This is a genomic window from Sphingopyxis sp., from assembly GCF_035250425.1.
Taxonomy (GTDB): domain Bacteria; phylum Pseudomonadota; class Alphaproteobacteria; order Sphingomonadales; family Sphingomonadaceae; genus Sphingopyxis.
In genome coordinates this window covers 1-25043 of sequence record NZ_DATFFD010000170.1, presented here as the reverse complement: position 1 = coordinate 25043, position 25043 = coordinate 1, and the positions used below count along the sequence as shown (strand labels likewise).

Annotated in this window: 22 protein-coding genes; 11 read left to right on the top strand and 11 right to left on the bottom strand. The window is 63.5% G+C overall.

Annotation, left to right across the window (positions count from 1 at the left end):
- Positions 1 to 157: 157 nt before the first annotated feature.
- The 10 genes from VJ811_RS10100 to VJ811_RS10055 are packed head-to-tail and all read left to right on the top strand — an operon-like array spanning position 158 to position 12463.
- The gene (locus VJ811_RS10100; RefSeq protein WP_324072144.1) at positions 158 to 1396 is read left to right on the top strand and encodes a cysteine desulfurase family protein; all 1239 of its coding nucleotides are present in this window, start codon (positions 158 to 160) and stop codon (positions 1394 to 1396) included.
- Entirely contained in the window at positions 1393 to 2514 is a 1122-nt protein-coding gene (gene dndC / locus VJ811_RS10095) for a DNA phosphorothioation system sulfurtransferase DndC (RefSeq protein ID WP_324072143.1), read from the top strand. The genes VJ811_RS10100 and dndC overlap by 4 nt, the downstream gene beginning before the upstream one ends.
- Entirely contained in the window at positions 2511 to 4727 is a 2217-nt protein-coding gene (locus VJ811_RS10090) for an AAA family ATPase (protein WP_324072142.1), read from the top strand. The genes dndC and VJ811_RS10090 overlap by 4 nt, the downstream gene beginning before the upstream one ends.
- Positions 4724 to 5152 carry a DndE family protein gene (locus VJ811_RS10085; RefSeq protein WP_324072141.1) on the top strand — a complete coding sequence of 143 codons (429 nt, stop codon included), beginning with the start codon at positions 4724 to 4726 and terminating at the stop codon, positions 5150 to 5152. Before VJ811_RS10090 ends, VJ811_RS10085 begins: the two co-directional genes overlap by 4 nt.
- 25 nt (positions 5153 to 5177) lie before the next feature.
- The gene (locus tag VJ811_RS10080; RefSeq protein ID WP_324072140.1) at positions 5178 to 5417 is read left to right on the top strand and encodes a DNA modification system-associated small protein; all 240 of its coding nucleotides are present in this window, start codon (positions 5178 to 5180) and stop codon (positions 5415 to 5417) included.
- Complete coding sequence (gene dndD / locus VJ811_RS10075; RefSeq protein ID WP_324072139.1) at positions 5414 to 7444, top strand: DNA sulfur modification protein DndD; 2031 nt, start codon at positions 5414 to 5416, stop codon at positions 7442 to 7444. Before VJ811_RS10080 ends, dndD begins: the two co-directional genes overlap by 4 nt.
- 1 nt (position 7445) lies before the next feature.
- Positions 7446 to 8933 carry an FtsK/SpoIIIE domain-containing protein gene (locus VJ811_RS10070; protein WP_324072138.1) on the top strand — a complete coding sequence of 496 codons (1488 nt, stop codon included), beginning with the start codon at positions 7446 to 7448 and terminating at the stop codon, positions 8931 to 8933.
- Positions 8933 to 10099 carry an AAA family ATPase gene (locus VJ811_RS10065; RefSeq protein ID WP_324072137.1) on the top strand — a complete coding sequence of 389 codons (1167 nt, stop codon included), beginning with the start codon at positions 8933 to 8935 and terminating at the stop codon, positions 10097 to 10099. Before VJ811_RS10070 ends, VJ811_RS10065 begins: the two co-directional genes overlap by 1 nt.
- Before the next feature lie 17 nt (positions 10100 to 10116).
- Complete coding sequence (locus tag VJ811_RS10060; RefSeq protein ID WP_324072136.1) at positions 10117 to 10986, top strand: hypothetical protein; 870 nt, start codon at positions 10117 to 10119, stop codon at positions 10984 to 10986.
- 31 nt (positions 10987 to 11017) lie between these two features.
- A complete protein-coding gene (locus VJ811_RS10055) occupies positions 11018 to 12463 on the top strand; it encodes a DNA phosphorothioation-associated putative methyltransferase (protein WP_324072135.1) in 1446 nt (481 codons plus the stop codon).
- Between the two features lie 415 nt (positions 12464 to 12878).
- Here VJ811_RS10055 and VJ811_RS10050 read toward each other — a convergent pair whose 3' ends face one another.
- The 8 genes from VJ811_RS10050 to VJ811_RS10015 form a co-directional block, all read right to left on the bottom strand.
- A complete protein-coding gene (locus VJ811_RS10050) occupies positions 12879 to 13385 on the bottom strand; it encodes an RNA polymerase sigma factor (protein ID WP_324072134.1) in 507 nt (168 codons plus the stop codon).
- Positions 13382 to 13831: a hypothetical protein gene (locus VJ811_RS10045; RefSeq protein WP_324072133.1), complete on the bottom strand. Its 450-nt coding sequence runs from the start codon at positions 13829 to 13831 to the stop codon at positions 13382 to 13384. The genes VJ811_RS10050 and VJ811_RS10045 overlap by 4 nt, the downstream gene beginning before the upstream one ends.
- 263 nt (positions 13832 to 14094) lie before the next feature.
- A complete protein-coding gene (locus VJ811_RS10040) occupies positions 14095 to 15018 on the bottom strand; it encodes a nucleotidyltransferase and HEPN domain-containing protein (protein ID WP_324072132.1) in 924 nt (307 codons plus the stop codon).
- A gap of 104 nt (positions 15019 to 15122) precedes the next feature.
- A complete protein-coding gene (rlxS, locus tag VJ811_RS10035; RefSeq protein WP_324072131.1) occupies positions 15123 to 17087 on the bottom strand; it encodes a relaxase/mobilization nuclease RlxS in 1965 nt (654 codons plus the stop codon).
- Positions 17088 to 17676: 589 nt separating this feature from the next.
- A complete protein-coding gene (locus tag VJ811_RS10030) occupies positions 17677 to 18765 on the bottom strand; it encodes an IS110 family transposase (protein WP_324072130.1) in 1089 nt (362 codons plus the stop codon).
- A 134-nt stretch (positions 18766 to 18899) separates the two neighbouring features.
- The gene (locus VJ811_RS10025) at positions 18900 to 19121 is read right to left on the bottom strand and encodes a hypothetical protein (RefSeq protein WP_324072129.1); all 222 of its coding nucleotides are present in this window, start codon (positions 19119 to 19121) and stop codon (positions 18900 to 18902) included.
- Positions 19122 to 19231: 110 nt separating this feature from the next.
- On the bottom strand, positions 19232 to 19603 hold the full coding sequence (locus tag VJ811_RS10020; RefSeq protein WP_324072128.1) for a hypothetical protein: 372 nt from the start codon (positions 19601 to 19603) through the stop codon (positions 19232 to 19234).
- Between the two features lie 372 nt (positions 19604 to 19975).
- The gene (locus VJ811_RS10015; protein ID WP_324072127.1) at positions 19976 to 20299 is read right to left on the bottom strand and encodes a DUF736 domain-containing protein; all 324 of its coding nucleotides are present in this window, start codon (positions 20297 to 20299) and stop codon (positions 19976 to 19978) included.
- 429 nt (positions 20300 to 20728) lie between these two features.
- Between VJ811_RS10015 and VJ811_RS10010 the strand changes: the two genes are divergently transcribed.
- Positions 20729 to 21049, top strand: a complete 321-nt coding sequence (locus VJ811_RS10010) for a hypothetical protein (RefSeq protein ID WP_324072126.1) — start codon at positions 20729 to 20731, stop codon at positions 21047 to 21049.
- 189 nt (positions 21050 to 21238) lie between these two features.
- On the opposite strand, the gene VJ811_RS10005 is transcribed toward VJ811_RS10010, so the two are convergent.
- The 3 genes from VJ811_RS10005 to VJ811_RS09995 all read right to left on the bottom strand — a co-directional run bounded on the left by VJ811_RS10005 (position 21239) and on the right by VJ811_RS09995 (position 24721).
- Positions 21239 to 23176, bottom strand: coding sequence for a ParB/RepB/Spo0J family partition protein (locus tag VJ811_RS10005; protein WP_324072125.1), 1938 nt, complete (start codon positions 23174 to 23176; stop codon positions 21239 to 21241).
- Between the two features lie 85 nt (positions 23177 to 23261).
- Positions 23262 to 23705 (bottom strand): DUF2958 domain-containing protein, encoded by a 444-nt coding sequence (locus tag VJ811_RS10000; RefSeq protein ID WP_324072124.1) that lies wholly within the window; start codon positions 23703 to 23705, stop codon positions 23262 to 23264.
- A complete protein-coding gene (locus tag VJ811_RS09995; RefSeq protein ID WP_414711934.1) occupies positions 23702 to 24721 on the bottom strand; it encodes an ArdC family protein in 1020 nt (339 codons plus the stop codon). The genes VJ811_RS10000 and VJ811_RS09995 overlap by 4 nt, the downstream gene beginning before the upstream one ends.
- Positions 24722 to 25043 lie beyond the last annotated feature (322 nt).

The following is a 25043-nucleotide window of genomic DNA, read 5'->3' as shown; positions in this document are numbered from 1 at the left end:
ACCCTGCCCTCGCTCTCGACGTTTCGCTCCATACTCCCCCCCTTCCCCACGGCATTTTCCCGCTGCCGCGTCCGAATAGCGCCGCACGGGAACAACAGGGGGCCTAAATGCGATAATCTGCGCCCTATCCCAACTGGCAATTGCCCGGCGATCGGCTATGGTTGCCATGACGGGGCCGTACGACGATCAACGAAAAAGTGCCGAAACGCGCCCCACGCGATTATCAGGCATGGGGAATAACTTGGGTCAGCCGCCGATTTATCTTGATTATCACGCTCATGCACCGCTCGACCCCGAGGTGGCGGCGGTGCTTGCGGACGCTTTCCTTGTCTATGATGCGAACCCGCATTCGCATCATCTTGCCGGCGACACGAGCCGCAAGGCGCTGGATGAAGCCCGGCTCGAGGTGGCTCGTTTTCTCGGCTGCAGCGCGGCGGAACTGATATTCACCTCGGGCGCAACCGAGGCCAATAATATGGCCTTCCATGGCATCGCGCCCCTGTTGCGACGGCGCGAACGGACCCGGATCTTGGTCGGGGCCGGCGAGCATCCGTCCGTGCATGCCGCCGCCGGCCGTCTCGCCGACTTCCAGGTCGAACCGGTCGCGCTCGACGAGAGCGGCCTCGTCAATCTCGATGCGCTGCACGGCCAGCTCGGGGTGGATGTCGGCCTTGTCTCGATCGGCTGGGCCAATCATGAAGTCGGCACCGTGCAGCCGATGACCGAGATCGCCGCGCTTGCCCGTGCGGCGGGAGCGTTGCTGCATTCGGATCTCGCGCAGGCTTGCGGGCATGTCCCGGTCGAGACCGCCCTGCTCGATCTTGCAAGCGTGGCGGCGCACAAATTCTGCGGCCCTGTCGGCATCGGAGCACTGATGGTGCGCCGATCGTTGCGCCCGGCGCTCGACCCGCTTCTTGTCGGCGGCGGGCAGGAAGGCGGCGCGCGTTCGGGCACCACTGCAGTGCCGATGTGCATCGGCTTTGCGGCCGCCTGCGCGAGGGCTGCGAAGCTTCAAAAGGAGGAAAGCGCCCGGCTCGCGATGTTGCGCGACCTCCTTCTCGATCGCCTGTCGCAGGCCCCCGGCCTGAAGGTCAACGGCACTCTCGCGTCCCGCCTTCCCGGCAACCTCAATATAAGCTTCGACGACGTCGACGGCGAAGCGCTGGTGATGCGCGTGCGTGACCAGCTCGCGATTTCCACCGGGTCTGCCTGTTCCGCCGACAGCCTTGAGCCGTCGCCCGTTCTTCTGGCCTTGGGACTTAACCGGACCCGTGCAGAAAGTGCGATTCGAATCGGACTTGGCCGGTTTACAACAGAAGAAGAGGTTGAAAAGGCAGCCCGGTTCGTGCTGGACGCCGTGACCACCCTCCGCAGGATGTCGAGACGCGTCGCATGAGTAGCAATCCCGCAGAAATCGAGAATGACGATATCGGTTCCCGAATAGACGCCATCCTCGCAGACCTTCGCGATGAATATCAACAACCTCATGCAACGCCTTGGATTATTGGCTTTTCCGGGGGTAAAGACAGCACATTGCTGGCGCAGCTGGTTTTTGAAATGCTGCTCGGCCTGCCACCGCGGGCGCGTACGCGCACCGTCCATGTGGTTGCGAATGACACGCTCGTCGAATCTCCCGTGCTTGCACGCCATCTCGACGAGATGCTGAAGCGCCTCGAGGATTCGGTCGGGCAGTTGCGTTTGCCCGTCGTCGTGTCGAGGACGACCCCTGATGTCGACCAGACCTTCTGGGTGAACCTGATCGGCCGCGGATATCCCTCGCCCAGCCGGCTGTTCCGCTGGTGTACCGATCGAATGAAGATCGTCCCGACCACAAAATATATCCGCGAACAGGTCGATGCCGCCGGCGAGGCGGTCCTGCTTCTCGGCGTCCGGGCCGCGGAGTCGGGCATGCGCGCTGTCAGCGTCCACCGGTACCGCAACAAGGGATCGCGGCTCAATCCGCACAACAGCCTCAAGAACTGCATGGTGTACAAGCCGATCGTCGACCTTACGACCGACGAGGTCTGGCAAGTATTGCTGCAATCGCGCCCGCCTTGGGGCGGCACGCACCGGCAGTTGGTCACCATATATCGCAACGCAGCCGGCGGCGAATGCCCGCTCGTCACCGATCGCGACGAAGCGCCGTCGTGCGGAACCCAGTCATCGCGCTTCGGCTGCTGGACCTGCACGGTGGTCGAAAAGGATCGAAGCGCCGAAGCGTTCGTCGATGCAGGCTATGGCGATCTCGAGCCGCTGCTTGCGATGCGCGACTGGCTCAAGGAAATTCGCGAGGACAATAGCCGGCGGTCTGCCCGCCGCCGCAACGGTACCTTGAACTTCGTCGGCGAGGGCCGGCTCATTCCCGGCCCCTTCACGCTGCAGGCCCGGAAGGAAATTCTCGACCGCCTGCTGAAGACGCAAGAAGAGGTCGGATTCGAGCTCATAAGCGCCGCGGAGATCGAGTTGATCCGTCGATTGTGGCAGGATGACGCAGTGGCGGGGAAAACCGAATGACGGCGCAGGACCATATGCCGGGCGACGCCATGACCTTTTTGATCGACTTGCTCACGCGCCGGGACGCGCGCAGCGGCGATGGGAACAGGCGCGCTCTTTTCACCGACTTCGACCAACTGATCGACGCGAACATCGACGTTCCGCTGACCTTGATCCTTGGCCCCGAAGCCCTCTCGATGGCCAAGCAGCGCACGCCCGTGGCGCTCCGGAAAATCGCTCTGCGCAACTGGAAGCTGTTCGAACGCGCCGAGGTCTTGCTGCCTGACGTTGCCGACGACAAGCCGATGGTTCTCCTGGGGGGTGCGAACGGATATGGAAAGAGCAGCCTCCTCGAGGCTGTCCTGTTCGGGCTGTTCGGCCGCCGTGCCGCGACCGAGCTCGATCATCTTTTCCGGCTCGGCGGCAACAAGAGCGCGCGCAAGCCGAGCTACAAGGCGGTGATCGAAAGCGCTTTCACCCGGAGCGAGCGAGCACGCCGCGAAGGCTTCGCCTCTGTTGAACTGGGCTTCGACTGCGACGGCGGCGGCCTTGTCCTGCAGCGCAAATGGTATTTCGACGACCAGGGCGCTTTCATCGAACGCGACGAGGAATTGATCGTCTGGGTCGGCGAAGACGGGGACCTTCTCGATATTCCCGAAGGAGTCGATGCCGAGAGCTGGTGCCAGTCGGAAATCGAACGGCGCGTCGTGTCGGCCGGGCTCGCGCCTTTCTTCCTGTTCGACGGTGAGCAGGTCGACCGGCTCGCCGACGCCAATCTCGGCGATCAGCTGCGCTTCGGGATCGAGAAGATACTCGGGCTCGACGCCCTGACCGCTCTCGCAGCCGACCTCAGGGATTATGCTCGCGACCGCTCGCGCGACTTCAAGGGCGCGTCCGAACGCGACGAGACCCTGCGGGCGCAAGCACATGAATTGCAACTCGCGGTCGAAGGGGCAGCAGAGCATCTGGCGGCGATCGACGCGGAGCTCATTCCTCTGAAGGCCGAACGCGACAGACTCGTCGGCTTCCTGTCGATCCCGGCGGGCGACAGCCACGCCGAGCTTCAAGAGCTTCTCGAGACGGCGCGAAAAGAAAGCATGGAATGCGACCGGATCCACGCGGCGATCGTCGATGCGACGGCATTCGACATTCCGCTGGCCATGATAGGTACGGGCTTGATGGGGCGACTGGTACAATCGCTTTCGGACGACGGGGCATTTCACAGCAGTGGAGCCATCGGGTCCGACGATGATCTCGCTCTCCTCATTGAACGGATCAGCGGGCTGAGCGTCGAGAAGGAAGAGGCGTTTTCCGAGGTGCTACGCAAGGCCTGGGCGGGCGGAGTCGGTTCGGCGGGCTCCGCCGTAAGACACCCCTTTCTCGATCGCGCACAGCACCGCGAGGTCGAAGCCGCATCGCGATCGATCTCCAGCGGGAGGCAGCGCGTCCGGGATTTGCTGGCCGAATTGGCGGTTCGCAGGGAGCATGTCGCCAATCTGTCCAACAATATCGAGCAGCGCCGCAAGCAGGACGAACGGCGCACAGAAGCGCGCGAAGCGCTTGGCCAGCTTTCGATCCGGCTCGAAGCCATGCTCGACAAGCACAAGCAGGCCGAGACCGTCCTGTCGGCACGACAAGCGGATCTCGAGCCTATCGCGGCCAGACTGGAAGACGCCCTGCTCTCGTCGCGCGAAGCAGCCCCTCGCCTGCACCGTGCCGATCACGCGCGCGAGCTTGCGGCATTTGCCGACCGCGTCGTCGCAAAGATTGCTCCGCTCTATTTCGACAGCTTCGCAGCGGCCGTCACCGAGGCCTATCAGTCGCTTTCCCACAAGTCCGATGTCGCCGGCATCGAGATTGCGGCCGACGGGGCGGTGATCATTCGTGACGGCAGCGGCCGCGACATTTCGGATCTCCGGCGATCGGCGGGCGAAAGCCAGATATTCGCGATGGCGCTGATAGCCGCGGTGGGCAAGCTTGCTGGGCCGGCATTGCCGCTGATCGTCGATACCCCGTTCGGGCGCCTCGACACGCAGCACCGGGCCAGCGCCCTCGCCGCTTTTGCCGCACGGCCCGGTCAGACGATCCTGCTCGTGCAGCCCGAGGAGTTCGGGGCACAGCAATATACGCAGATCGGCGACCGGATCGCGGGAGCGTTCGAAATCGCCTATCGTCAAGGCGACGACGGCAGCATCGGGACCAGCGTCCTTCGTCCGGAAGTTCTCGCGGCATGACGGTCGCAAAAGACATTCCGGTTGCCCTGACCGATATCGGCCGTGCCGATTTTCGGCCTTCGCTGGCGGCCGATGCGCATTGCGAGTCGCTCCAGCGCGCTCTCGATTTGCCGTTCCGATATCAGATCGCCCGCATGGCAATCGCGCGATCGCTTTCGATCCCATCCAATCCGCCCGCGCCCGCCGATGCCGGAGGACGTTCGATCCGCGGCGAGACCCTGTTCGGGACGCATGTCGCCGAACTGGGTCTCTGGTTGGCCTTGCTTGCCGAACATGCGAACCGCGCCGATCTCTCGCGCCGGGACGTACAGGAACTCGCGGCCGCCCATTGGTGCCGCGGTGCCGTCCTCCTCGAGGAGCAATGGCGCTCGTCGGGTCAAGCGTTTGAATCTTTTGTTACACGTCTGGTCGCGAACCGCCGTTGAGCCGAGAACGGTAACGGGCTATTCAATGGAGGCGGCGACGCCGACAGCGGCGGGCCAAGGGGCGATGATGAGCATTCTTTCAAGCTATGACGACGTTATTCGTGCGGTTGCCGAACGCAACGAGGTCCCTTTCGATCTCGTCAAGCAGTTGCTCGCGCTCGAAAGCGAATTCGGAAATCTCCACGGCATCAGCGCGCGCCCGGCCTTGCGCAGGGCGATCGGGGAAATCATCGACGCGGCGTTGGCGGAATCCGAGCTGCAATGAAGTTTCTCGAAATTCGTCTCGAGAATATCTTTGCTTATGAGAAGGAAGCAAAGTTCGATCTCTCGCTTACAACGCCGGAGAAGAATATTGTCCTGATCTGGGGCCGCAACGGCATGGGGAAGACGAGTTTTCTTCGTTCCATGAAGCTGTTGTTCGCCGGATCCGGCTATCCACCCGTGCGCGCGGTCGGATATCCGCCACGCAATCTGAACGAACGTCAATTCGTCACGGGCGATGGCGGTGCCTGGTCGGGCCTCGTCAATCGCAATGCGGCCGCGCGCGCGATGAAGGACGGGAATGACGTCACGGCCTCGGTGTCGGCGCGTTGGGAAACCTCGAGCGGCGACATCATCACTGCGGAACGGCAGTGGATCATCAACGGCGCGAACTATGAGGAACGGGTCACGATCTTCGATGGCCATGACAGGCTGGCCGGCGATCCGGCCCGCGATCGCATTTCGGATTTCCTTGCACCCGAGTTCGTCGACTTCTTCTTTTTCGACGGCGACGACATCATGTCGCTCTCCGAGAGCGACGAGAAGAAGCCGCTCGATTTCGACAGACTTCTCCGGGTCACGTTTCTGAAGGCACTCGCGGACGATCTTGCAAAAGTGGCGCAGGACCGGCAGCGCAACAGCCTCGAGAAGGATCTGAAGGCACGCATCGGCGATGCCGAGGCGATCATCAAGCGAGCCGAAGGCGTCAAGGCGAGCGCCACGACCGGCCTTGAGGACCTGATCGAGAAGCTGACCGACGACACGGCGGATCTTCGCCGCCTGCAGCGCCGCCGCGAGAGCCTCAGCAGTGGCGCCTCTGAAGTCCAGCGTGCCGCGCTAGACAAGCGGCGCGAGGAACTGACCGGTGAACTCGCCGAACTGGTCGACCAGATCGCGATCGAAATTCCCAAGACGGCCCCAGTCGTCGCCAACCTTTCGCTCGTTCAAACCGCGCTGGTCGCGGTCGAGGCGCGGCTGGAGAGGACAGGGCAGGCCGAGCAGGTTTTTGCCCGCAAAGTGACGCAGAAACTCCCGGCGTGGCTGAAATCGTCGCCGATCAAGCTTCGCGAGCCTGACGCCAAGAAGCTGTCGAAGCATCTCGATGCCAGTATCATGGGCGAACTCAACGCCGATATGGACACCGGGCTGTTCGGATCACTTGATCCGCTACGGGCCGAAAAGCTGCGCGACGCCCTCATCCGCTGGCAAGCGGCCGGCGAGGTGTCGTACCAGGCCCAGGTCGCCCTTCTCACCGCGGCACGGCGAGCGAGACGCGATCTTGCGGACGTCGACGAAGCGCTACTGCAGATCGAAGTCGGCTCCCAGGCCAATCTCGAGCAGTTCCGCGAGGTCACGGCGAAAATCGCCGAACTCGACGAAAAGGTGGCCGACCACAATATTCTTCGCGGTCGCCTGACGGCGCAGATCGAGGAGAGCGATGCGCAGATCAAGGACGCGCAGCAGCGCATCGACGCGTTGATCGCCTCGCAGGTCCAAGTCGAGCGCGACCGTGCTACGGCCCGCTACATGAACCGGATCGTACGCACGCTGAATGATGTCCGCGAGGAACTGCGCGTCGCCATCCGCGAACGGCTCGAAGAGCAGCTGACGAAGCGTTTTCGCGAACTGGTTCAATATCATCACCTCGTCGAACGGGTTACGATTGACGATCTCTACACGATGACCTTTCTCGACGGGGCAGGCCGGCAGATCGGCCGGCGTAGCCTGTCGAGCGGGCTGAAGCAGCTTGCCGCCACTGCCCTGCTCTGGGCGATGAAGGACCTCGCCGAGGCGGAGATGGCGGTCGTCATCGACACGCCGCTCAGCCGGATCGACCGTCAGAACCAGGAGCATCTTCTGCGCAACTATTATCCGAACCTGGCCGAGCAGGTCATCATCCTTCCGACTAATTCGGAAATCGACAAACATAAGTTCAAGTTCCTGGAAGATCATGTCGCGGTAGAATATCGCATCGACAATGAAACGGGCGACAGGGCGGAGGTCCAGCGCGCCTCGTTGCGGGAGGATTGAGGTGGTCGACAGAGTCTATCTCTCCCCGTCGGAACGCGAGCTGGTTGCCGATATTCTCCGTCAGGGCTTGCATCAGCGGCGCGACCAATGGCGCGCAGCACGCATCGGCTTGGCACGCTCGCTTCAAATCGCGGAAGCGCCACGCGCCGAGGATTACAAGGTACTCAGCCAGCAGCCCGAAGGCGTAGAACTTCACTCGAAACAGCTGACCGGCGAAGGAAATGACGAAGCCGACGACTTCACCGACGTCTATCGCGCGCTGCTGTCGGTTTACGCGGGGCGCGACCTGTTCCAAGACGAGGAGGAGTTCCACCGGCTCCTGCAGGCGCATGTGCGGCGCGGCGTGCACGAGATCACGAGCCAATGGCGCCCTTCGGACGATTTTGCCGATTATCTCCTGCGCGAGATGCTGTTCGAATTCGGCCAAACGCCTGCGTCGGCCGACGACGCAGCCGAGCTCGGCGATCGAGTCGTGCGGATCCTCGGCCAGGTCGGCGTGGGAGCAAAGCTCATCGAATCGCGCGACGGCCCGCGCATCACGCGGTTCACGCTCGAGCTCGAAACGCTCGACGACCTCGACCGGCTGCGGCGAAGCCTCAGCAAGATCGGTTTCGCGCTGGGCTGGGGAGAGAATGCCGTCACCTCGTCGCTCGCGCGCGGTGAACGGCGCGTCTTCCTGTCGGTGCCGCGCCCCGCATCGAGCTGGCGCATGGTCGACTGGCAGGATGTGCGCGACATTCTTAAATCGGCGGACGCCGAGGATTTCCGGCTCCCGCTTTGCTTCGGCACCGACGTACTCGGCGATCCGCTGCTATTCGATCTTGCCGAAGCGCCGCATCTCTTCATCGGGGGAACGACGGGAAGCGGCAAGAGCATGTGCCTCCATGCTCTTCTCCTATCGCTTCTCGAAGGACCGACGCCGCCGGAACTGGTGTTGATCGACCCGAAGGCGGTCGAGTTCACACCCTACACCGGCAACCGGCACCTTAGATACAAGGAGCCCATCACCACGCCTGAGTCGGCGCTCACTGTGCTGGAGGATCTCGTGGAAGAGATGAACATGCGCCAGGAACGGCTCCGCGCTCTCGATGCCCGCAATATTGACGAAGCCAATGAGCGCAACGCTGAGATGCGCCGTGTCGTGGTCGTGATCGACGAGCTTGGCGACCTGTTCATGACGCGGCGCGAGGTCGAAGTCCCACTGATCCGGCTCGCTCAAAAAGCCCGGTCGACGGGCATTCACTTAGTCCTTGCGACGCAGCGACCGGAAGCGGCAACCTTCCCTGGGCTACTCCGCTCCAATATTCCGAGCCGCGTCGCACTGACTGTGCAGAAGGCGGCAGAATCGCGCATCATCCTCGATGAGGGCGGCGCGGAATCGCTCCTCATGAAGGGCGACATGCTTATCCGGTTCGCCGGCCGGTCGACCGAGCGCGCGCATGGTTGCCGCGTCACCTCACGCGATATTCAACAAGGAGTGGCCGGCTGATGGCCGACATCAATATCGAAGCGGCGGAGCCGCTGTATGACATTGAGATCGAAGCGTGGCAGCCGCTGCGGCTGATCCTCGACCAGATCGGACCGTTCCGGCAAGGCCCCGAGACCTTCAATTTTCGGGGACCCGACGAGAATGGCGATCCGAAGCCTGCCAACATCTATATGCTGCTTGCGAAAAATGGTCGCGGCAAGACGACGGCGCTCGAGGCGATATACGGCCTCTTTGGCCTGATGGCTGATCCGCCGACCGGACGCTTCGCCACACCGCGTGCCACCGGCGAGCGCGCGCAAATCGACATCAGAGTCGGATGGCGTGACCGCGGCGGGAAGAAAAGCTGCGTGCTCTCGATCTGGACCGGGAGCCGCGAGCCGCTGGAGGCATGGTCGGACGAAGAGGTCATCGCGGCCGGCAATGCACAAAGCTGGGAACGGCTGGTTGTCAGTGCTGTGACCGGCGAGGCACAACCGATCGAGCCGACTTCCGACTTCGGCCTCGAACTCTTTCGCGCGATACGGGCGCAGCGCCGCATCGATCCGTCGCAGCTCTACGGAGCCTCGCAGACGATGCCGACAGTCCTCTATTTTACGGCCGATCGCCGGATCGTTGCCCCGCTGGACGAGCGCGCGGTGATGAAACCTGCCGGCTGGGGTTATCAGCCCGCACAGATTTTCGCATCGGACGGGCCCGAATGGGCGCAATCGATCGACAATCTTCTCGTCTGGCTAGAATGGGTCGGTGACGACCGCGTCGACGATCTGATCAACTTTCTGAACCAGCAGTTGTTTGTCGACACGCCCGGGAAGGTGCTACGCCGTCCGCGGCGTCAGGACCTCGCAAGCTATATCTCGACGCGGACCGGCGAACATTCGCTGCTCGGCCTCAGCCACGGCGAGCGCTCGCTGTTGCAGCTCTACGCGCGGACGCTCTGTCACATGACCGCGAGCACGATATTGCTGATCGACGAGGTCGAAAACCATCTTCACCCGCGCTGGGCGCAGCGCCTCTATTCGTCGTTGAAAGACCTGTTCGCCCAGGCCCCGGGACTGATGACGATTTTCACGACCCACAGCATGGCCTTGATGGAAACCTACAAGGACGATGTTGCCGAACCAGGGATCGTTCGCGGAGGGTTCCTGATTGAGGAGGACATGAACTGATGCCCGACATCACTTCAATGGGTGACTCCTCGGAGCTGATCAATCGCTTCAACAACAAATATACGCTGTATGTCGAGGGGCCCGGCGACCGGGCAGCCTATCGCATGATTGTCGGCAACGACTTCCTGATCGACCATGATTTCCAGGTTCCGCCCACGGGCACGGGCGCCAACGCCGTGCTCAAGCGGGTGGAAGAAGAACGAAAACGCAACAAGAGGGTGTTCGGCTTTCTCGACGGCGAAGCCGCCGCGACATGCGGAGCCGCAATCAAGCTCGTCGAGTGCGACGATCTTCTTTTCAGCATCGACAAGCCCGATCTTGACGGCATCATCTTCGTCGCCGCGCACGAGATGGAAAATCTCATTCTGAGCTATTGCGAGGTGGCACCCACGATCGCCCTGCACAAACCCGCCGCCCAGCTCGCCGACGACGATGCCGCAAGCATCCAGAAAAGGCTGGAAACCCTCACGAGCCGTTTTCTCGCCGCCGCGATGTTCAAATATGCTTCGCTCCATTTTCAGAGCCGCGGCGAATGCGTGCATGTCGCGAATACAAGGATTTTCAGCAAGGACCTCGGTTTGCGGGAAACCTTGACCGGAATGAAGGAGGTCGTGACCGTCCAGTTGAAACTCGACTGGGCGACATTCCTCCAGGAGTTGTTCGCGATCACGCGCGCAATGCGCCAGCGCGTCGCGGCGACCCCTCCGCCGGGGCTCACGAAAGACCTGCGGCATCGCCGCCTCGCCGACGGCAAACAGCTGCTCACCAAGGTGCGCGGACATGCGAGCAGTGCCGTCGAAGGCCATCTGCTGAGGGTGCTCGCGCGGACGGAGTTCGCCAAGGAGCTTCGCGACGCGATAAAGGGAGAGATCGCCCTCGCGGCCTGAGACCCTGTTTGCCGGATAGCGGAGAAGTGGGTTGGAGTTCGATCGCCACCTGACAGCCCTCCATAGGCACGACCTTTCGAGGCCTATACGCCTCTTGATAGCCGACGGCCTCCTGTCGGCGGGCGAGAGCCTGTTTGACTATGGCTGCGGGCGCGGCGGCGACGTCCGGCTTCTAGCGCGCATGGGTTTCCAATGCGCGGGATGGGACCCGGCCCATTCGCCCGATATCGTCCCGCGCCCGGCGGATGTCGTCAATCTCGGCTACGTGGTGAATGTCGTGGAATCTCCCCCGGAGCGGGCCGAGGTGCTGCAGCGCGCGTGGGCGCTCGCCCGCAAGCGGCTCGTGGTCTCGGCACGGCTACGCGGAGAACTATCGGACACGAAGCCGGTCGGCGACTTCGCCGACGGGGTGGTGACACAGCGCGGAACCTTCCAGAAATTCTATGAGCAGGGTGAACTCAAAACATGGGTCGAGGCGACCCTCGGCGTCTCCCCGGTCGCGGCCGCCCCGGGAATTTTCTATGTCTTCCGGGAAACTGCGGACCGCAGCAATTTTCTCGCAGCCCGGTACCGGCGCGCATCGCAACGTCCGCGCCTATCGAGGCTGGACGAGATGGTGACCGCAAACCAGGATCTGTTCGACAGCCTCTCCCTCTTCGTCGCCGATCGCGGCAGACCGCCCGGCCCCGAGGAATGGCCGGATCATGAGCGGTTTCTCCAAGCAATCGGGACCATGGACCGCGGCATGCGCGCGCTTCGCAACGCGGTTCCCGCCGACAGCCTCGAGGCGGCGCAGCGGGCCCGGGCGGAGGACCTTCTGCTATTCGTAGCGCTATCGCGTTTCGACGGCAGGCCCGACTTTCATCAGCTGCACCTGTCCTTGCAGCGCGACGTAAAAGCCTTCTTCGGTACCTATAAACGCGCATGCGCCGAGGCCGACCGGGCGCTCTTGACCATGGGCGATGCTGCTGCGCGCGACGCGGAACTTGCGGCAAGCAGAATCGGCAAGCTCCTGCCGAACGCTCTGTATCTTCACATCAGCGCCCTCCCGGCAGTATCGCTCACGCTCCGGCTCTACGAAGGCTGCGCACGCCACTATCTCGGGGCTATTGAGGACAGCAATATCGTGAAGCTCGCGCGCGGCGAGCCGCGGGTATCGTTCCTGACCTATCCGGCATTCGACAAAGACCCTCACCCTGCCCTCGCCGCCTCGACCTCGGTCCGGCTGCAGACATTCCAGATCCGCGATCGCCGATACGACAGCTGGAGCAATCCGCCGATCCTCCATCGTAAAGAGACTTTTCTCGAGCCCGGCCACCCCTCTTACGCAAAGTTTGCCCGGCTCACGCGGCAGGAGGAAAGTCACGGTCTTTATGCAAATCCGTCAAGCATCGGCACGCGCGAGGGCTGGGAGACCGTGCTCTCAGAAAAGGGGCTAACCCTCGCGGGGCATCGCGTCGTTACGAAAAAGGCGTAAATACATCAGCAACCACCTTCGACAGTTTAACGATCCAAATGACCGCTTATGGGCGCAGGTCCGTCGAGGTTACAACTACCGACATGAGGCGCTAACCCGACGACAAAAAAGGCGGCCTGAAAGGCCGCCAGGTTTGTGATGAAGGAGCCCCTTCATCGGGTCGCGTTGCGGGCCATAGCGTGCCGCCAGCGAGTCGCCACAGGGAATAAACGAATCTATCGACGAATGTATTGGAGTGATGCTGCAGTGCAACACGTGGTATCCTTTGCAACTACACGGTGAGTGCGCAGTTCAGGACTGCCCACGACCAAAAATAGCCCTCAATCATCGGCATCTGTAAAAGTCGAAAGTTCGGCGCGACGAGAGCCTCCTTTCGGGCTGATGGTGCGATATCAAATTGCGCTACGGAAACTGCTTAATGAAGAGACGCCACCGCCGTGCGGCAGTGAGCAAGGGCGCGCATCATATGATACTCAACGCCCTGCTCCCCGATGCCGACCTCGTTTGAAATTTCCCTATAGGTTTGGCTTCGCAGCCGATGCATCAGGAAGATGCGACGAGTTCTTCGCGGCATTGCAAGTATGGTCCGCCGCAAAGTTCGCCGCAGATCAGCGGCCTCAATTGACCATTCCTGTTGGGCGCAAACCGGCGCGTCGCGTTCTTCGTCAAGCGCGGGTAGCATGGCTACGTTGCATGCTTCCCGACGTGATCGTTCCATCAGGAGGTTGCGGGCGGCGGTAAACATGTAGGCGCGAGGGTTTTGCAGGCGTGCAAACGCATCGGCGCATAGCATCCTTGCGAAAACTTCGTGCACAAGGTCGGCCGCCGCGTCACGACCCGCCCGGCGCCTGAAGAAATGGAACAATGGTCCGTTCTGGGACCGATAGAAAGCCTCAAAAGAGGCGGAGTCCGGGGCCATCATGATGAGGGCTCCCCGACTCCACGCGACGTTAGCGGCGCATCCCGTGAAGCGCGGTAGAGCGTGATGCCTGCCTCGATCCGATCGAGAATGAAGGTATCTCGTTCGGCCGCGGCGATCCGGATGTCGGACTTCGAATATATCTCGATATCGAGGGCGCAGCGGTCGCCGAGTTCCCGGTGGACAATATCGCAGGCGCGTCGCCAACATTGCTCGTCGGCAAATAGGGGATGATTGACGACGACCCAGAACTCGTAGTCGGAGAAGTCGATCGTGTGCTTGTCTTCGTACCAGGATCGGCGCGCATAGGGACCGATCAGAATGATCCGTTTGATGCGGCCGGGTTTGGGGGACTGAACCTGTTCGGGATCGAAGAAGGCGCGCAGAATGCGCGTGATCCGTTCGATCTCGTGCTGCTTGCGGCGGATCAGGTGGCCGACGCGCGCCATCACAACTTCGCGCGCGTAAACGTCGTTCGTACTTGGGGTATACAATTGCAGCTCGCACCGCGGCGGTCCGCGCAGTCATGCGCGGATGTGCAAGCGGTGTCCGCTGCGAGCCGACGAGGCGGCTTTCAGCAACCGTCCGACGCGCAGCCGGACCTACATGATGCCTGGCAGGACAATCCTCAGGATGGCCGCCAGTCACTCCATCCCGTACATTGGATTATGCCAGCAATGCGGATTCCCGGCAAGCCATCCAACTGCCGCACCTATTTCACGGCAGCGGCTTCCTCAAGTTCGGCAATCTTGTCCGCGCAAACTTGATGGACTACGCGACCGAGTTCCTCGATGCGCGCACCGAGCCACGTCAGCTCATCCTCGCTGACCTGGTAATGTTTCGAGTAGCGTGCCTTGGTGTAGGCTTCCTTCAATTTCTGGAACATCGCGCGTTCGCGACGATTGCTTTCGGGCCAGACGCCGTAAAGCCTGCGGTCCAGTCCTTCGGCGAGTGAGCGCAGGAACGCGATATTGTGATTGTAAGGCGTATAGTAGGTGAGCGTTAGCAGTAGGCATGAATATAGCCGTTCTACCGTCTGATGCATGTCGAACGCGGCATCCTTCAAGAAACCACGTTCAACATCAAACTTGGCAATCTCGAACCGTTTCATCGCCGAAGGGAAACCGTCCTCGAAATATTCCTTCGCCGCTTCCAGCGCCTGCCTCGGCGTCTTTGGCTTTGGCGTCGCCAGCTCGCGGTCGTCGGCTTCATAAAGGGCGACCCCATCCTTCCCGACCTCCATGAAGAACACGCGCCCGTGCGAAAGGCCTTCGTTCACTTCATGCATGCTGTGAACGATGAAGTTCACCGGGGTCCGAAACGTCTTCTCGATCGTGTACGCCCGGATCAATCGTTCCTCGGCCTTCGCCCAATAAGCGGCGCGGTCGGTCAGCTCCTTCTGGCTGACGATGATGAGAATGTCATAGTCGGATTTATACTGGTTCGCCGACAGCGGCGCATCGACCCAGTCGCCGCGTGCGTGACTGCCGAACAATATGATCTTGAGGATACGCGCACCCCTGCGCGGTCCCGTCGCATTCTCGGTCGCCTGCCCGAACTCATCGAAAATGATCTCGACCACGCGTTCGAGTTCACGCTGCTTAGTCGCAGGAAGATGATCGAGATCGGTGCGCATGGTGATGAATCTTCGGCAATATCGCGCTGTTTGGCAAGGGGTAACGACTGCGCCAATGCGATTGAGAAATGCTGGTCAGCGGTCGAGTGGGAGGCCGTCGTCCGTCACGATATGGAGGGGCCGCTACGCTGCTGCCCCAACGTCCAATTAATTCCGCCGTCACGCATGATGCCCGCAACCGGCTTTCCTACCTGCCGATCGAGCACCGGCCGCCACGGCACCAAGGTGAAATCCCGCGACCGTTCGACCAGCGCGTGCCGCCCGCTCGCCATCTCCACGGAGCGCACCAGACGCCCCTCGATCCGGTCGCCAGACTTTGCGTCCCTGAAAGGCTTGCCGAGCTCGTCCGAAATCTGCCCGGCGACGCGCAGCAACTCGCGCCGCTGGAGCGCCGCGAGCATACCGCGGCGATAGGTAATTTGCTCGCCCCGCTCGTCCGCCAACTCCTGGGAGATAAGCCACTGGCGGCGGAGCGCCTGCGCGGCTCTGACCTCGCGCCCGAAACCGGCATCGCGGAGCGATATCGGAGTGGCGGCCACGAGCTCGCGATCGATCCACGTTGCGGCGTCGATCGCGGGCAATTTTCCGATCGGCTCGGCCGAGAGGATTTCGATGTTTACCGGCCGGCTTCGCAGCTGCCGCCTTTCGAACGCCTCGACCTTGGCGAGATGATCGGGCGATATCATCCATGTCCCGTCGGGTTCACGCTCGACGCTATGCATGATCTTGCGCATTGCCTCAAGCCGGCGAACATGGGTTTCGGCGAATGCCTGCTGCGCCGCTGGATCGTGGCGCAGATGGGCGTCGACCGAGTAGCGCCCGTCATTCGCCGCGGCGACCTCGACGACGGTCCTGTCGACGGCGCGCACGCCCCCGCCGCGCGGCGCAATTCTGACGATCGCGCCTTCGGGGGTGGGGTCGGTGGTTTCGCCGACACCGATGTCGGCATAATGGACGCGGCCATCGACCCCATCGATGAGCAGATAATGGCGGTCGCCATGTTCGTCGGCGAGACCGCGCATGATGACGCGCCCCACGAGCCGGGTCCCCTCCCCGGCCGCGGGATCGAAGATCAGGCGATCGTTGCTCGCGCGTTCGACATTTCTGGCGCCGAGTTCGCGTTGCATCGTGCGGATGATATCGCCGCGCTCCCCCATGCGTCGCAGCGTATCGGCGACGCCCGGTTCGAGACGCCAGTTGTCGCCGCCGAGATGCGTGGCGAGACCCAGCCGTGCGAGCTTCTGCAAACGCCCCGTCCGCAGGGATTGCTGAAACGGATCGGGATTCCGAGCCGTGACGAGGCCGAAATCGCTCATGTCGCGAAGGAGTCGACGATCGATCGGGGTCAGCCTTTCAGCCTCCGTATCGGCGCGCTGGCGCTGTTCGATTTCGAGGTCGGTCCGCGGCCCCAAGTCGAGCGTAGCGATAGCTATCGCGCGCTCGCGGGCGCCGTGCGAAATATACTCGCGCGCGATGACGAGATCGGCGCCGCGATCGTTCTTGCCGCGCAGCATGACATGGCTGTGCGGATGGCCGGTGTTGAAATGATCGACGGCGACCCAGTCGAGCTTCGTGCCGAGATCTTTTTCCATCTCGGTCATGAGCCGGCGGACGTAGGATTTGAGGTCGCCAAATTGATCGCCGTCCTCGGGCGCGACGATCATCCTAAACTGATGCCGATCCTGACCGCAGCGGGTGAGGAACGACTTGCCATCGGCAATATCGAGATCGGCGGAATAGAGTTCGCCCGGCAGGCCTTCGCGCGTCACGCCGTCGCGCTGGATATAGGAGAGGTGCGCCCTGGCGCCGCCGAGCCCCTTGCCAGCGAGCGCGACGGGGCGAAATTTCACGATGACCCGGCGCGACCGGAGCGCGGCATGCCTGCCCTGCCCGCGCAGGACGCGCGCAAGGCTCGCGCCGCGGCCGATCCGGCTGCCGTCGAACTGGCCGCGCCTGCCGGTGCTTTTGCCCGCGCGCCGCGCCGCCTTGATCACGAGGCCGATGTAGCGGGCTTCCTTGCCGCGGCTGCGCATGCGCCCGAGCCGCGGGGTGAATTCATCGTCGTCCATATCGCGTCCTTCCGGATGGAACGACGCTCCCCACGAATAGATTGGCAATTCCGCCGGATTTGACAAGGAGTCTCGCGTTTGCGGCGCGAGAGGCACGGAAATCCGCGCGATCGGCGCAGCGAGTCTCGCGGCGGAAGAGCGTGTCTCGCGAAATCGGCAAAAAAAGGATGTGCAGACAATAAGTTACAATATCGCGAGATATTGCTTCTATCTTGCCCTCTTATTTGGCTCCCTGATTTTCGAAGTTTTCGCCATCTCCATCTCTCCCTTATAGCAAGTAATCGGCCCCTATTCGACGACAGGCTTTCAAGATCTGCGATGTGACGAGGGTCTGATACGCCGTGCACTCTTCCGGGCTCATCGACGGGATGTTGGAACCGCACGTTCGCGGTGTTGGCGCCGTCGCGGCACATGTCGCAATCGGATTTACGGGGCAGCATCACAGGCACTCCGGCGTGGTCCGCGCGGTGCGGCCACAGGCAAGATATCGTGCTTCCCGTTTTCCAGGTCTGTATCATTCCTCTGCCGCTCGCGCGGACCTCCTAAGCTCGTTGCACCGTCAACCGGCAGTCGATGGGGCGGTGGATGTTCATGAGTTCGCGCGGCTGAGCCGCCGCAGCTTCGCTGCGTTCGATGCGTCGTTGTCCTGCGCGGACGTGTCTGGATCGCCGATGTAAAAGGTGCCGTCGCGCCACATCGCGTGCATCACGATCGCAAGTTTACGCGCGACCGCAACGCGGGCTTTCGCATGACACTTGGTCTTCGCGAGCTTCAGCCCCCATGTCTTGATCACGTCGCGGCCCTTGAACCGCGTGAGCATCGCCGACGCTGCTTCATAGAGCGCGCGGCGCACATCGGGATCGCCTGCCTTGCTGATGCGACCGTGGACATCGATCGACGTACCCGACTGCCATCGCTTCGACGTCAGCCCGAAGTAGGCCGCGACATTGCGCGAGCGGCGGAACCGCTGCGGATCGTCGATCGCGCTGCTGAAGCTGAGAGCGGTGACGGGACCGACGCCGGGGATTGCCATGAACCGTCGACACAGCTCGTCGCGCATGGCGATCTGCACGACCAGCTTGTGCAGCGTCAGATACTCAGCCCACAGCGCCGCGCGCGCCCGAAGCATGCAGTCCATCAGTCCAGCGGTCATCGCGTCGCCAGCAACAGACTCGCGCACGACCTTCTCAATGGCGCCGCGGCCGACTTTGCCGAGCCGGATTCCGAACACCTTCAGCGAGTGACGGATGGCATTTTCGAGGTCGAGGAACTTGCGCTTCAGATTGCGGCGCTGAACGAGCAGCAAGCGGATGCGATAGCAGGCGTCCGTCTTGACGTGCGCCTGGCGGAACCAGCCGGTCCGCATGATATGCGCGATACCCAGTGCATCATTAGCGTCGGTCTTGTTGCGCTGCGCCGACAGCGCCGCGCGCACATGACGCGTTTCGAGGCAGACCGCTGGAACACCTTCCGCGAGCAGCTCGGTATGCAGCCACGGCGACAGCGACCCGGCCTCGTGGCCGACGCGGCGCATGCGATCCGCATACGGTCGCAGCGCCTCGGCGATCGCAGCCGGATCGGTTTCGACGGCGGTTTCGAACGCCACTTTGCCGTCATCGCTAACGACACAGATCGCGGTTTCGTCGACCGAGACATCGAGGCCGGTAAAGTATTCCATCACACGACTCCTTCGCTTCCGTTTGACCGGAGCGAGGGTCGCGCCGCTGGCGGGAACGACGCAAGGTTTCTCATCGGGTGCGGGTGCCGCGTTGGTCGGAAGCAACGCCAAGTCCTCGCCAAATACGGCGGCATTCACCGCTCCCTCTCCACCAAAGCCCTGACCGCCTCGCCCAGCTCGGTCGCTTCCCAGGTGAACCACTCATCGCCGGTCGCGCGATCCCAATGGCAATCCTCGTCGAACAGACCTTGGGGAAGTGCATCGGCCTCATTGAAGCTCGAAGGCCCGGACAGAAGCAAAGCACGCTGTGCGGGCGTGAGACCCGCGGCGATTTTCTCAGGCGAACGATCATCCATATCGCCATCCTATCATGAGGCGCACGCCGCTTCGAGCGGCCTACGACGGCGAGGAAAAGAAAGGGAGCAGCGCCGGTTCGGCGCCGCTCCCGCGTGCGATATTCGCTGCCTCAGCGCGTGCTCTCGAACGCGCCCTCGGCCTCCTCGCGTCGCTCGAATTGCCGGACCCCGAGCAAAGCCTCGACCCCCTCCCGCCGGTCCAGAAGCACGACCGCAACATAGTAGCGACCATCGAGAAGTCCGAAGACCGCCACCCGGTCGAGCGCCTCGCCCCAGTCCCAGCCATCCTCCTCGTCGAGCCGCTCATAAGCACCGATCCAGCGTTCCGCGATCCGCGCCTCCCAGTAGAAATCGGCCCCTTCCGCCTCGATGAACTGGCGCGCAAGCCCTTCTGCCGCACTCCGTCCAAAGCTCGATTCGAGACCCGAAACAATACGTTCGAACACATGATCCGAAGTCTTTCCGATTGCCAAAGCGCCCATGATTTCCTCCTCAAAAACTTGCGATCCCAAGTCGGGAACAAGTTTCCAGAGACGGGCGGCGGCGCGGCTGTCAGGGCCGCCGGAGCGCAGCGGAGGCGCCGCGAAGCGGCGGTGGGGGGAACCGATTTTCGAAGAAAATTGGGGGGCACCCGCCGGCCTTGCACAGCCGCGGCGGCGCCCGTCATACTCGGACTTTCCGAGACGAGCCCCCACCCTGCCGGCCCTGCGCGACGTCCGAATTCGCATCCTCTTCTCGCTTCTCCCGCGTACGCTATATCAGCGCGGCCGCCGCTCCCCGCGGCCAGCCGCTGCGGCAAAACAGGAAAGAAGCCCCCGCGCCGCAGGCGATGCGGGGGCTGGAAGTGCGGGCGATCAGTCTGCCGGATTCCAGATCAGCGCGTAGCTGTCGTCATCGTCCTGACCGGCAGCGCGGCCGAGATTGCAGTAGAGCCGGCGCGGTCCGAATTCGGGCGCGGCGAGGGTCAGCGACACATAGTCCTTGCCCGAAACCTCGCCGGTGCGGATCCATCCCGCGCCGATTTCGACGCCGTCCGAATAGACCCGGTAATCGGGCTGCGTCTCGCCCGCCTTGCTGCGATTGGTCCGCACCTCGATGCTGGCGCGGATCGTGAGGGTCTTGAGCTGCCCGACAAAACCCTTGTCGATGCTGCCGTTCACATAGCCGATGGCTGCCATTGGTCGTCTCCTTCGATTGCACCGCCGGGACCATTCCCGGGGCGTGGCGGACGAAGGGACCGGCGCCGGAGGCGGGAGCGCACCCGCAGGGCCGCAGCGAAGCGGAGGACGGACGCGGCCGTGCTATTTTGAAGGCGCATGCCGGGCGCGAGGAGCCGGCGCAGCCGGCGGGGAAAATAGCGCGGCCGCGCCCGTTGCGCTGCCGCCGCGCCGGGCCAAACGCCGCCTTACCGATCCCCGGGATCGTCTCGCGGTCGCGGAGAAACGAGCCTTTGGCGGCCTTGCTGCGAAGGGCACACGGACAAGGGATATGGGCTGGCCAAGACCCCGAATTCGCGGCAGGAGGAGCAGCTTCAAGCGCAACGATTCGGGAGTGTGCTGCCGCATTCGTGCAATTTCGGAGCCCGATCGGACGAAAGGGGAATCCAGGTGAACGGGCGGGCAAGCCTCAGTATCGCAGCCGAGGGCGCCGATCCTGTCATGATGGCGGCGCGCAGCGCGGGCATCTGGATTGGCCTCGCCCTCGACGACGACGCGCTCGCGGCGCTGCGCCGCGATGGGCTCGACCCTGCCGCGCTACGCCTCTCGGGGCTTCATCCTTTCGAATATGAGCATGCCGCCGACGGCTCGCTCGCGGTCATCGCCCATGCCAATGACAATGAGACGGCCGAAGCGCTGCTCGACCTTTTTCGCGTCTATTTCCTGCGCCGCCTGATCGCGCGGCGGCCCGAAAACGTAGTTCCCACCTGACAGACATCGCGCGGCGCCGGAGGCCGGCCGCGCGACCAACCTGCAATAAACGCAAAGGCGCGCGCCGGGCCCGCGAGGAACCGGCGAGCGCCTTTTCCACCCTACCCCGCCGCCCCGTCAGGGGCGGCGCACGGGTTTCGGCGACCACCTGCAAGCGAAAAGAGGCGGCGAGGCGCCGCCCCTTCCCTGTCAGGCTGCGAGCGGCGCTTCTGCCTCGCCATCGTCCTCGCCGTCCTCATTGCGAACCGGCGCATCGTCCGCCGCGTCGCTCCCTTCTTCCGTATCGGCGTCCGGCTGCCATGCGCTGGCGAGAATGGCTTCGACTTTCGGCCAGACCGGCTGAAACTCGCCATCCGCCGATTGCGGTTCTGCCGCCGCATCGGACTCGCATTCTGCCTTCGCCTCCGCATCGCGGGCAAGGATATCGAGCAGCCGGTCGCGGGCATTGACGCTGCCGACACCGCCGCGCGCGGTGTAAGGCGATGGCTCGAATTTGAGCCAGCGCGGCACCCACCCCTCGACCTTTGGGCGACCGTTGATTCCGTCCAGATGGTCGGTGACAATGCCTTTCAGCACGCCCGCCTTTTCGCCCGCATTGGCCGCCGCGACCTCGCCCCCCGCGACTTCGGCGACGATCTCGCCGAGCACGTCCTTGTCGCGAATGAGGCCCCAAAAGGCCGCATCGGCGGTCCATAATTTCGCCATGTCGACGTCCAGATGACAGCCGATCTGCTCGACCGCCTCGCTTCCCGACTGGAGCGTTTCGCCCATGACGATGGCGACGATGTCGAGCACCACCGGATCGGGCAATTCGAGCAAGCGCGCGAAGATCGGCGCGAACCGGCGACCGCTTTCGAAGCGCTTGCCCATCACCGTCAAATCCTCGGGGTCGAACCCGAGCACCGCGAGCACCGCACGGCGGCGTTGGTCGAAAAGCACCTCCGCCTCGCATGTCTCGACGCTTTCCTGCACCGCGTCCTTGCCGCAGCGATAGGATTGCGTGTCGATGGTGAAATGGTCGGCGTTCGCGATGACGTGCGCGACGAGCGCGCGGAGTGCGACCCCGCCATGTTTCGCGAGTTCGGCACGCACGGCGGCATGGCGATGAAGATTGATATAATCGTTCATCGCGCTCGTCACCTCGGGGCGGCTGACCTTTTCAGGTTGCCCGCCGGCTTCCTTCTTGGCGCGCGCGGCGGCTTCCTTCTCGGTGACATAGCCTTCGTGGAAGATCACCTCGCCCGATTTGCGCACCTCGACATAAATGCGCCCGCCCTTGGCTTTCGGCGTATGGCGGAAGTCGTAGCTGTCGAAGCGCTGGCCGCATTCCTGCACGATCACGTCGCTCCAGCCATCGTCCAGATAGGCAGTGCGCCGCGCCTCTACCTCGGCCATCTGCCGCGTCCAGAAGGCGTCGGCATCGGCGATCAATTTCTCGTCGCCGAACAGGTCGGCGATGATGCCGATCTTCGCCTCCTCGGTGTCGAAGAGTGCATAGTGGGCCTTGATCGCATGACCGCCGAACAGCCAATCCTTGAGCCGGAAACCGGTCGGGCAATAGGCGTCCTTGTCGTCGAACAGCGCCAGCCAAGCGGTCTGCTGGCTCTTGCTAGCAAGAGTTAGCTGCTTGACCGTCGTCTGATCGATGTCGGCATTGCGAAAGAGTATGCGGATGCGCGGCAACAGATTGCCGAGCGCGAGGATGCGCTTCACCGTCTGGACCTCGAAGGCGAAGTCGGTCGCGATCTCCTCGATGCTGCGACCCGCCCTGACCAGCTTGACGAAGGCCTCCCACTGGCTGACCTCGTCGGGCGCAACCCTTGCGAGATTTTCGAGCAGCGACGCCTCGATGGCGTCGGCGTCGTCGCCCTCTTCCAAGATGCCGCACGGCAGAGGGCGCGCCGGACCGCCCTCGCGGACGACGATGTTGGCGGCGGTGAAGCGGCGCCGCCCCGCCGTAACGCGGTAATGCCCTTCCTCCGCGCCGGGACGGACGAGCAGCGAAAACAGCACCCCGCGCTTGCGTACGCTCGGCAGGATATCGCTGACATCGGGGTCGCGACCCTTGGCCCGCATGTTCGCGGGGTCCAGAGACAGCTTGTCGAGCGGGATAAATTCGAGTTTCATGTGACTTGCTCCTAGTGAGCGCCGGTCCGTCGGGTTTCGCGATTGGGCGGACCGGCTAGGTTGACGGCGAAAACGCGCCGCCGCGTCAGCTGCCCTCATTCTCCCTGTCCCCTTCGGGGCTCGGGGGCGGATCGGGCAGAAGCCGGTCGGATTTGCGGCGGCGCATCACGCGCTCGGCTGCGACTATCGAGCCGTAGCGCCGCGCCTCGTCGGTCCATGTCGAGAGCGGCCCCAAGGGATCGAAATAAAGGTCGCGCTCGATCACGAGGCCGAAGGGAAGCCGAACGCTGCGGATTTCGCGCAGCGAGAAATAGCCGAGTTCGGGACAGCCGAAGCCGAGGTCGGCAAGCCCGAAAAGCGTGTCGCCGTCTTCGGCGAACTCGGTCGCGATCCAAGTCGCGGCGCCGACGGGATTGAACAGCTTCACCACCGGCCACGGGTCGAAACTTTCGCCGCGCGCGGCGTGGATGCGGCTGGTTACGCCGTTCGCGTTGAGCGCGAAAACGAGGCTGTAGGGAAGGAGGCTCATTGGTCCGCCTCCCCCGCATCCGCGCCGCGCGCGGCAACGCCCGCCGCCGCCGGAGCGAAGGCGAGCAGATAGTCCGCCGCCTTGCTCGCGAGGCTCGCGGCCCTGAAGATCGCGCGCGTATCGGCGCGGATGATCGCGAGCCACGCGCCGATATAGTCGGCGTGGCGTACGGTCGGCACGATGCCGAGCGCGGCGCAGAGAAAGGCGCTCGCAAGCTCGGCACAAAGCTCCTCGCGTCCATAGGCGGCGCTTGCGAAAGCGCCCGTCTGGTCGCGGCCGAGCCGCGAGCCATGGCCCGTCCAGTGCCCCAGTTCGTGAAGCGCGGTGCGATAATAATCGATCTGGTTCGCGAACGCCTGTTGCGGCGGCACCGCGACATAATCGTGCGAAGGCGAATAATAGGCCTCGTTCCCGCCGACGCGGAAGTCGGCGCCGGTCGCGGCGATCAGCGCCTCGGCGACGGGCACCAGTTCGCGCGGCGGCAGCGGCGGCGCGGCCTCGACGCAGCGCGGCGGCAAGCCGTCGCATTGATCGACATTGAAGACGGTGAAGCGCTTGAGGAAGGGGATCGCGCGCTCGCCCTCGCCGCCTTCGCTGGCATCTTTACCACGCGCCGCGCCGCTGCCGCCGTCGTCGCCGCTCCCGCCTTTCGGCGTGAAGCGCGCGGCGTAGAAGATCGTCGTGCCCTTCTCGCCCTTGCGCACCGCGCCGCCCGCGCCGAGCGCCTGACGGAAGGTCAGCCAGCGCTGCGTAGAAAAGCCGCGTTCCGCCGCCGCGCCCCAGAGAATCAGGATATTGATCCCCGAATAGCTTCGCCCGCTGTCGGCATTTTGCGGCAGCCCCGGCGCGAAAGCGGCGGCGTCCCACGGTCTGACCCATGGCACGCGTCCCGCCTCGAGTTCGCCGACAATCCGCGCTGTCACCTCGTCGTAGAGCGACACCCGCACGGCTCCCGCGCCGACGTCGCGGCGGCGCCCCGCCGCGCGCCCATGCGCGCTTGCCGATGCTGCGAGCAACTTTCCGGCATTACTTTTCTTCGTTTTTGCTCGCGCCGCCGCCGGGGACGGCAAAGTCGCGGCAGGCTCGCGGACAAGCGCCGGGGGTGAAGGGTGAAAGTCCATCGGTGCGGTTCCTTCCTGACCAAAATCCGCCGCGGCCGGCCCCGGACGGCGGGGCGGGCGGCAGATCAGGACAAGGGGACCGCCTCACGAGGCGGCTGCGCACCCGAAGGGCCGCAGCGAAGCGGAGGAGCCGGCCTTGCCGGCTTGCGGAGGCGCCGGGCGGGCCCATGGCCCTGCGCCGCCCGGACCGCCGTTCCGTGCCGGCCCACCAAGGCGC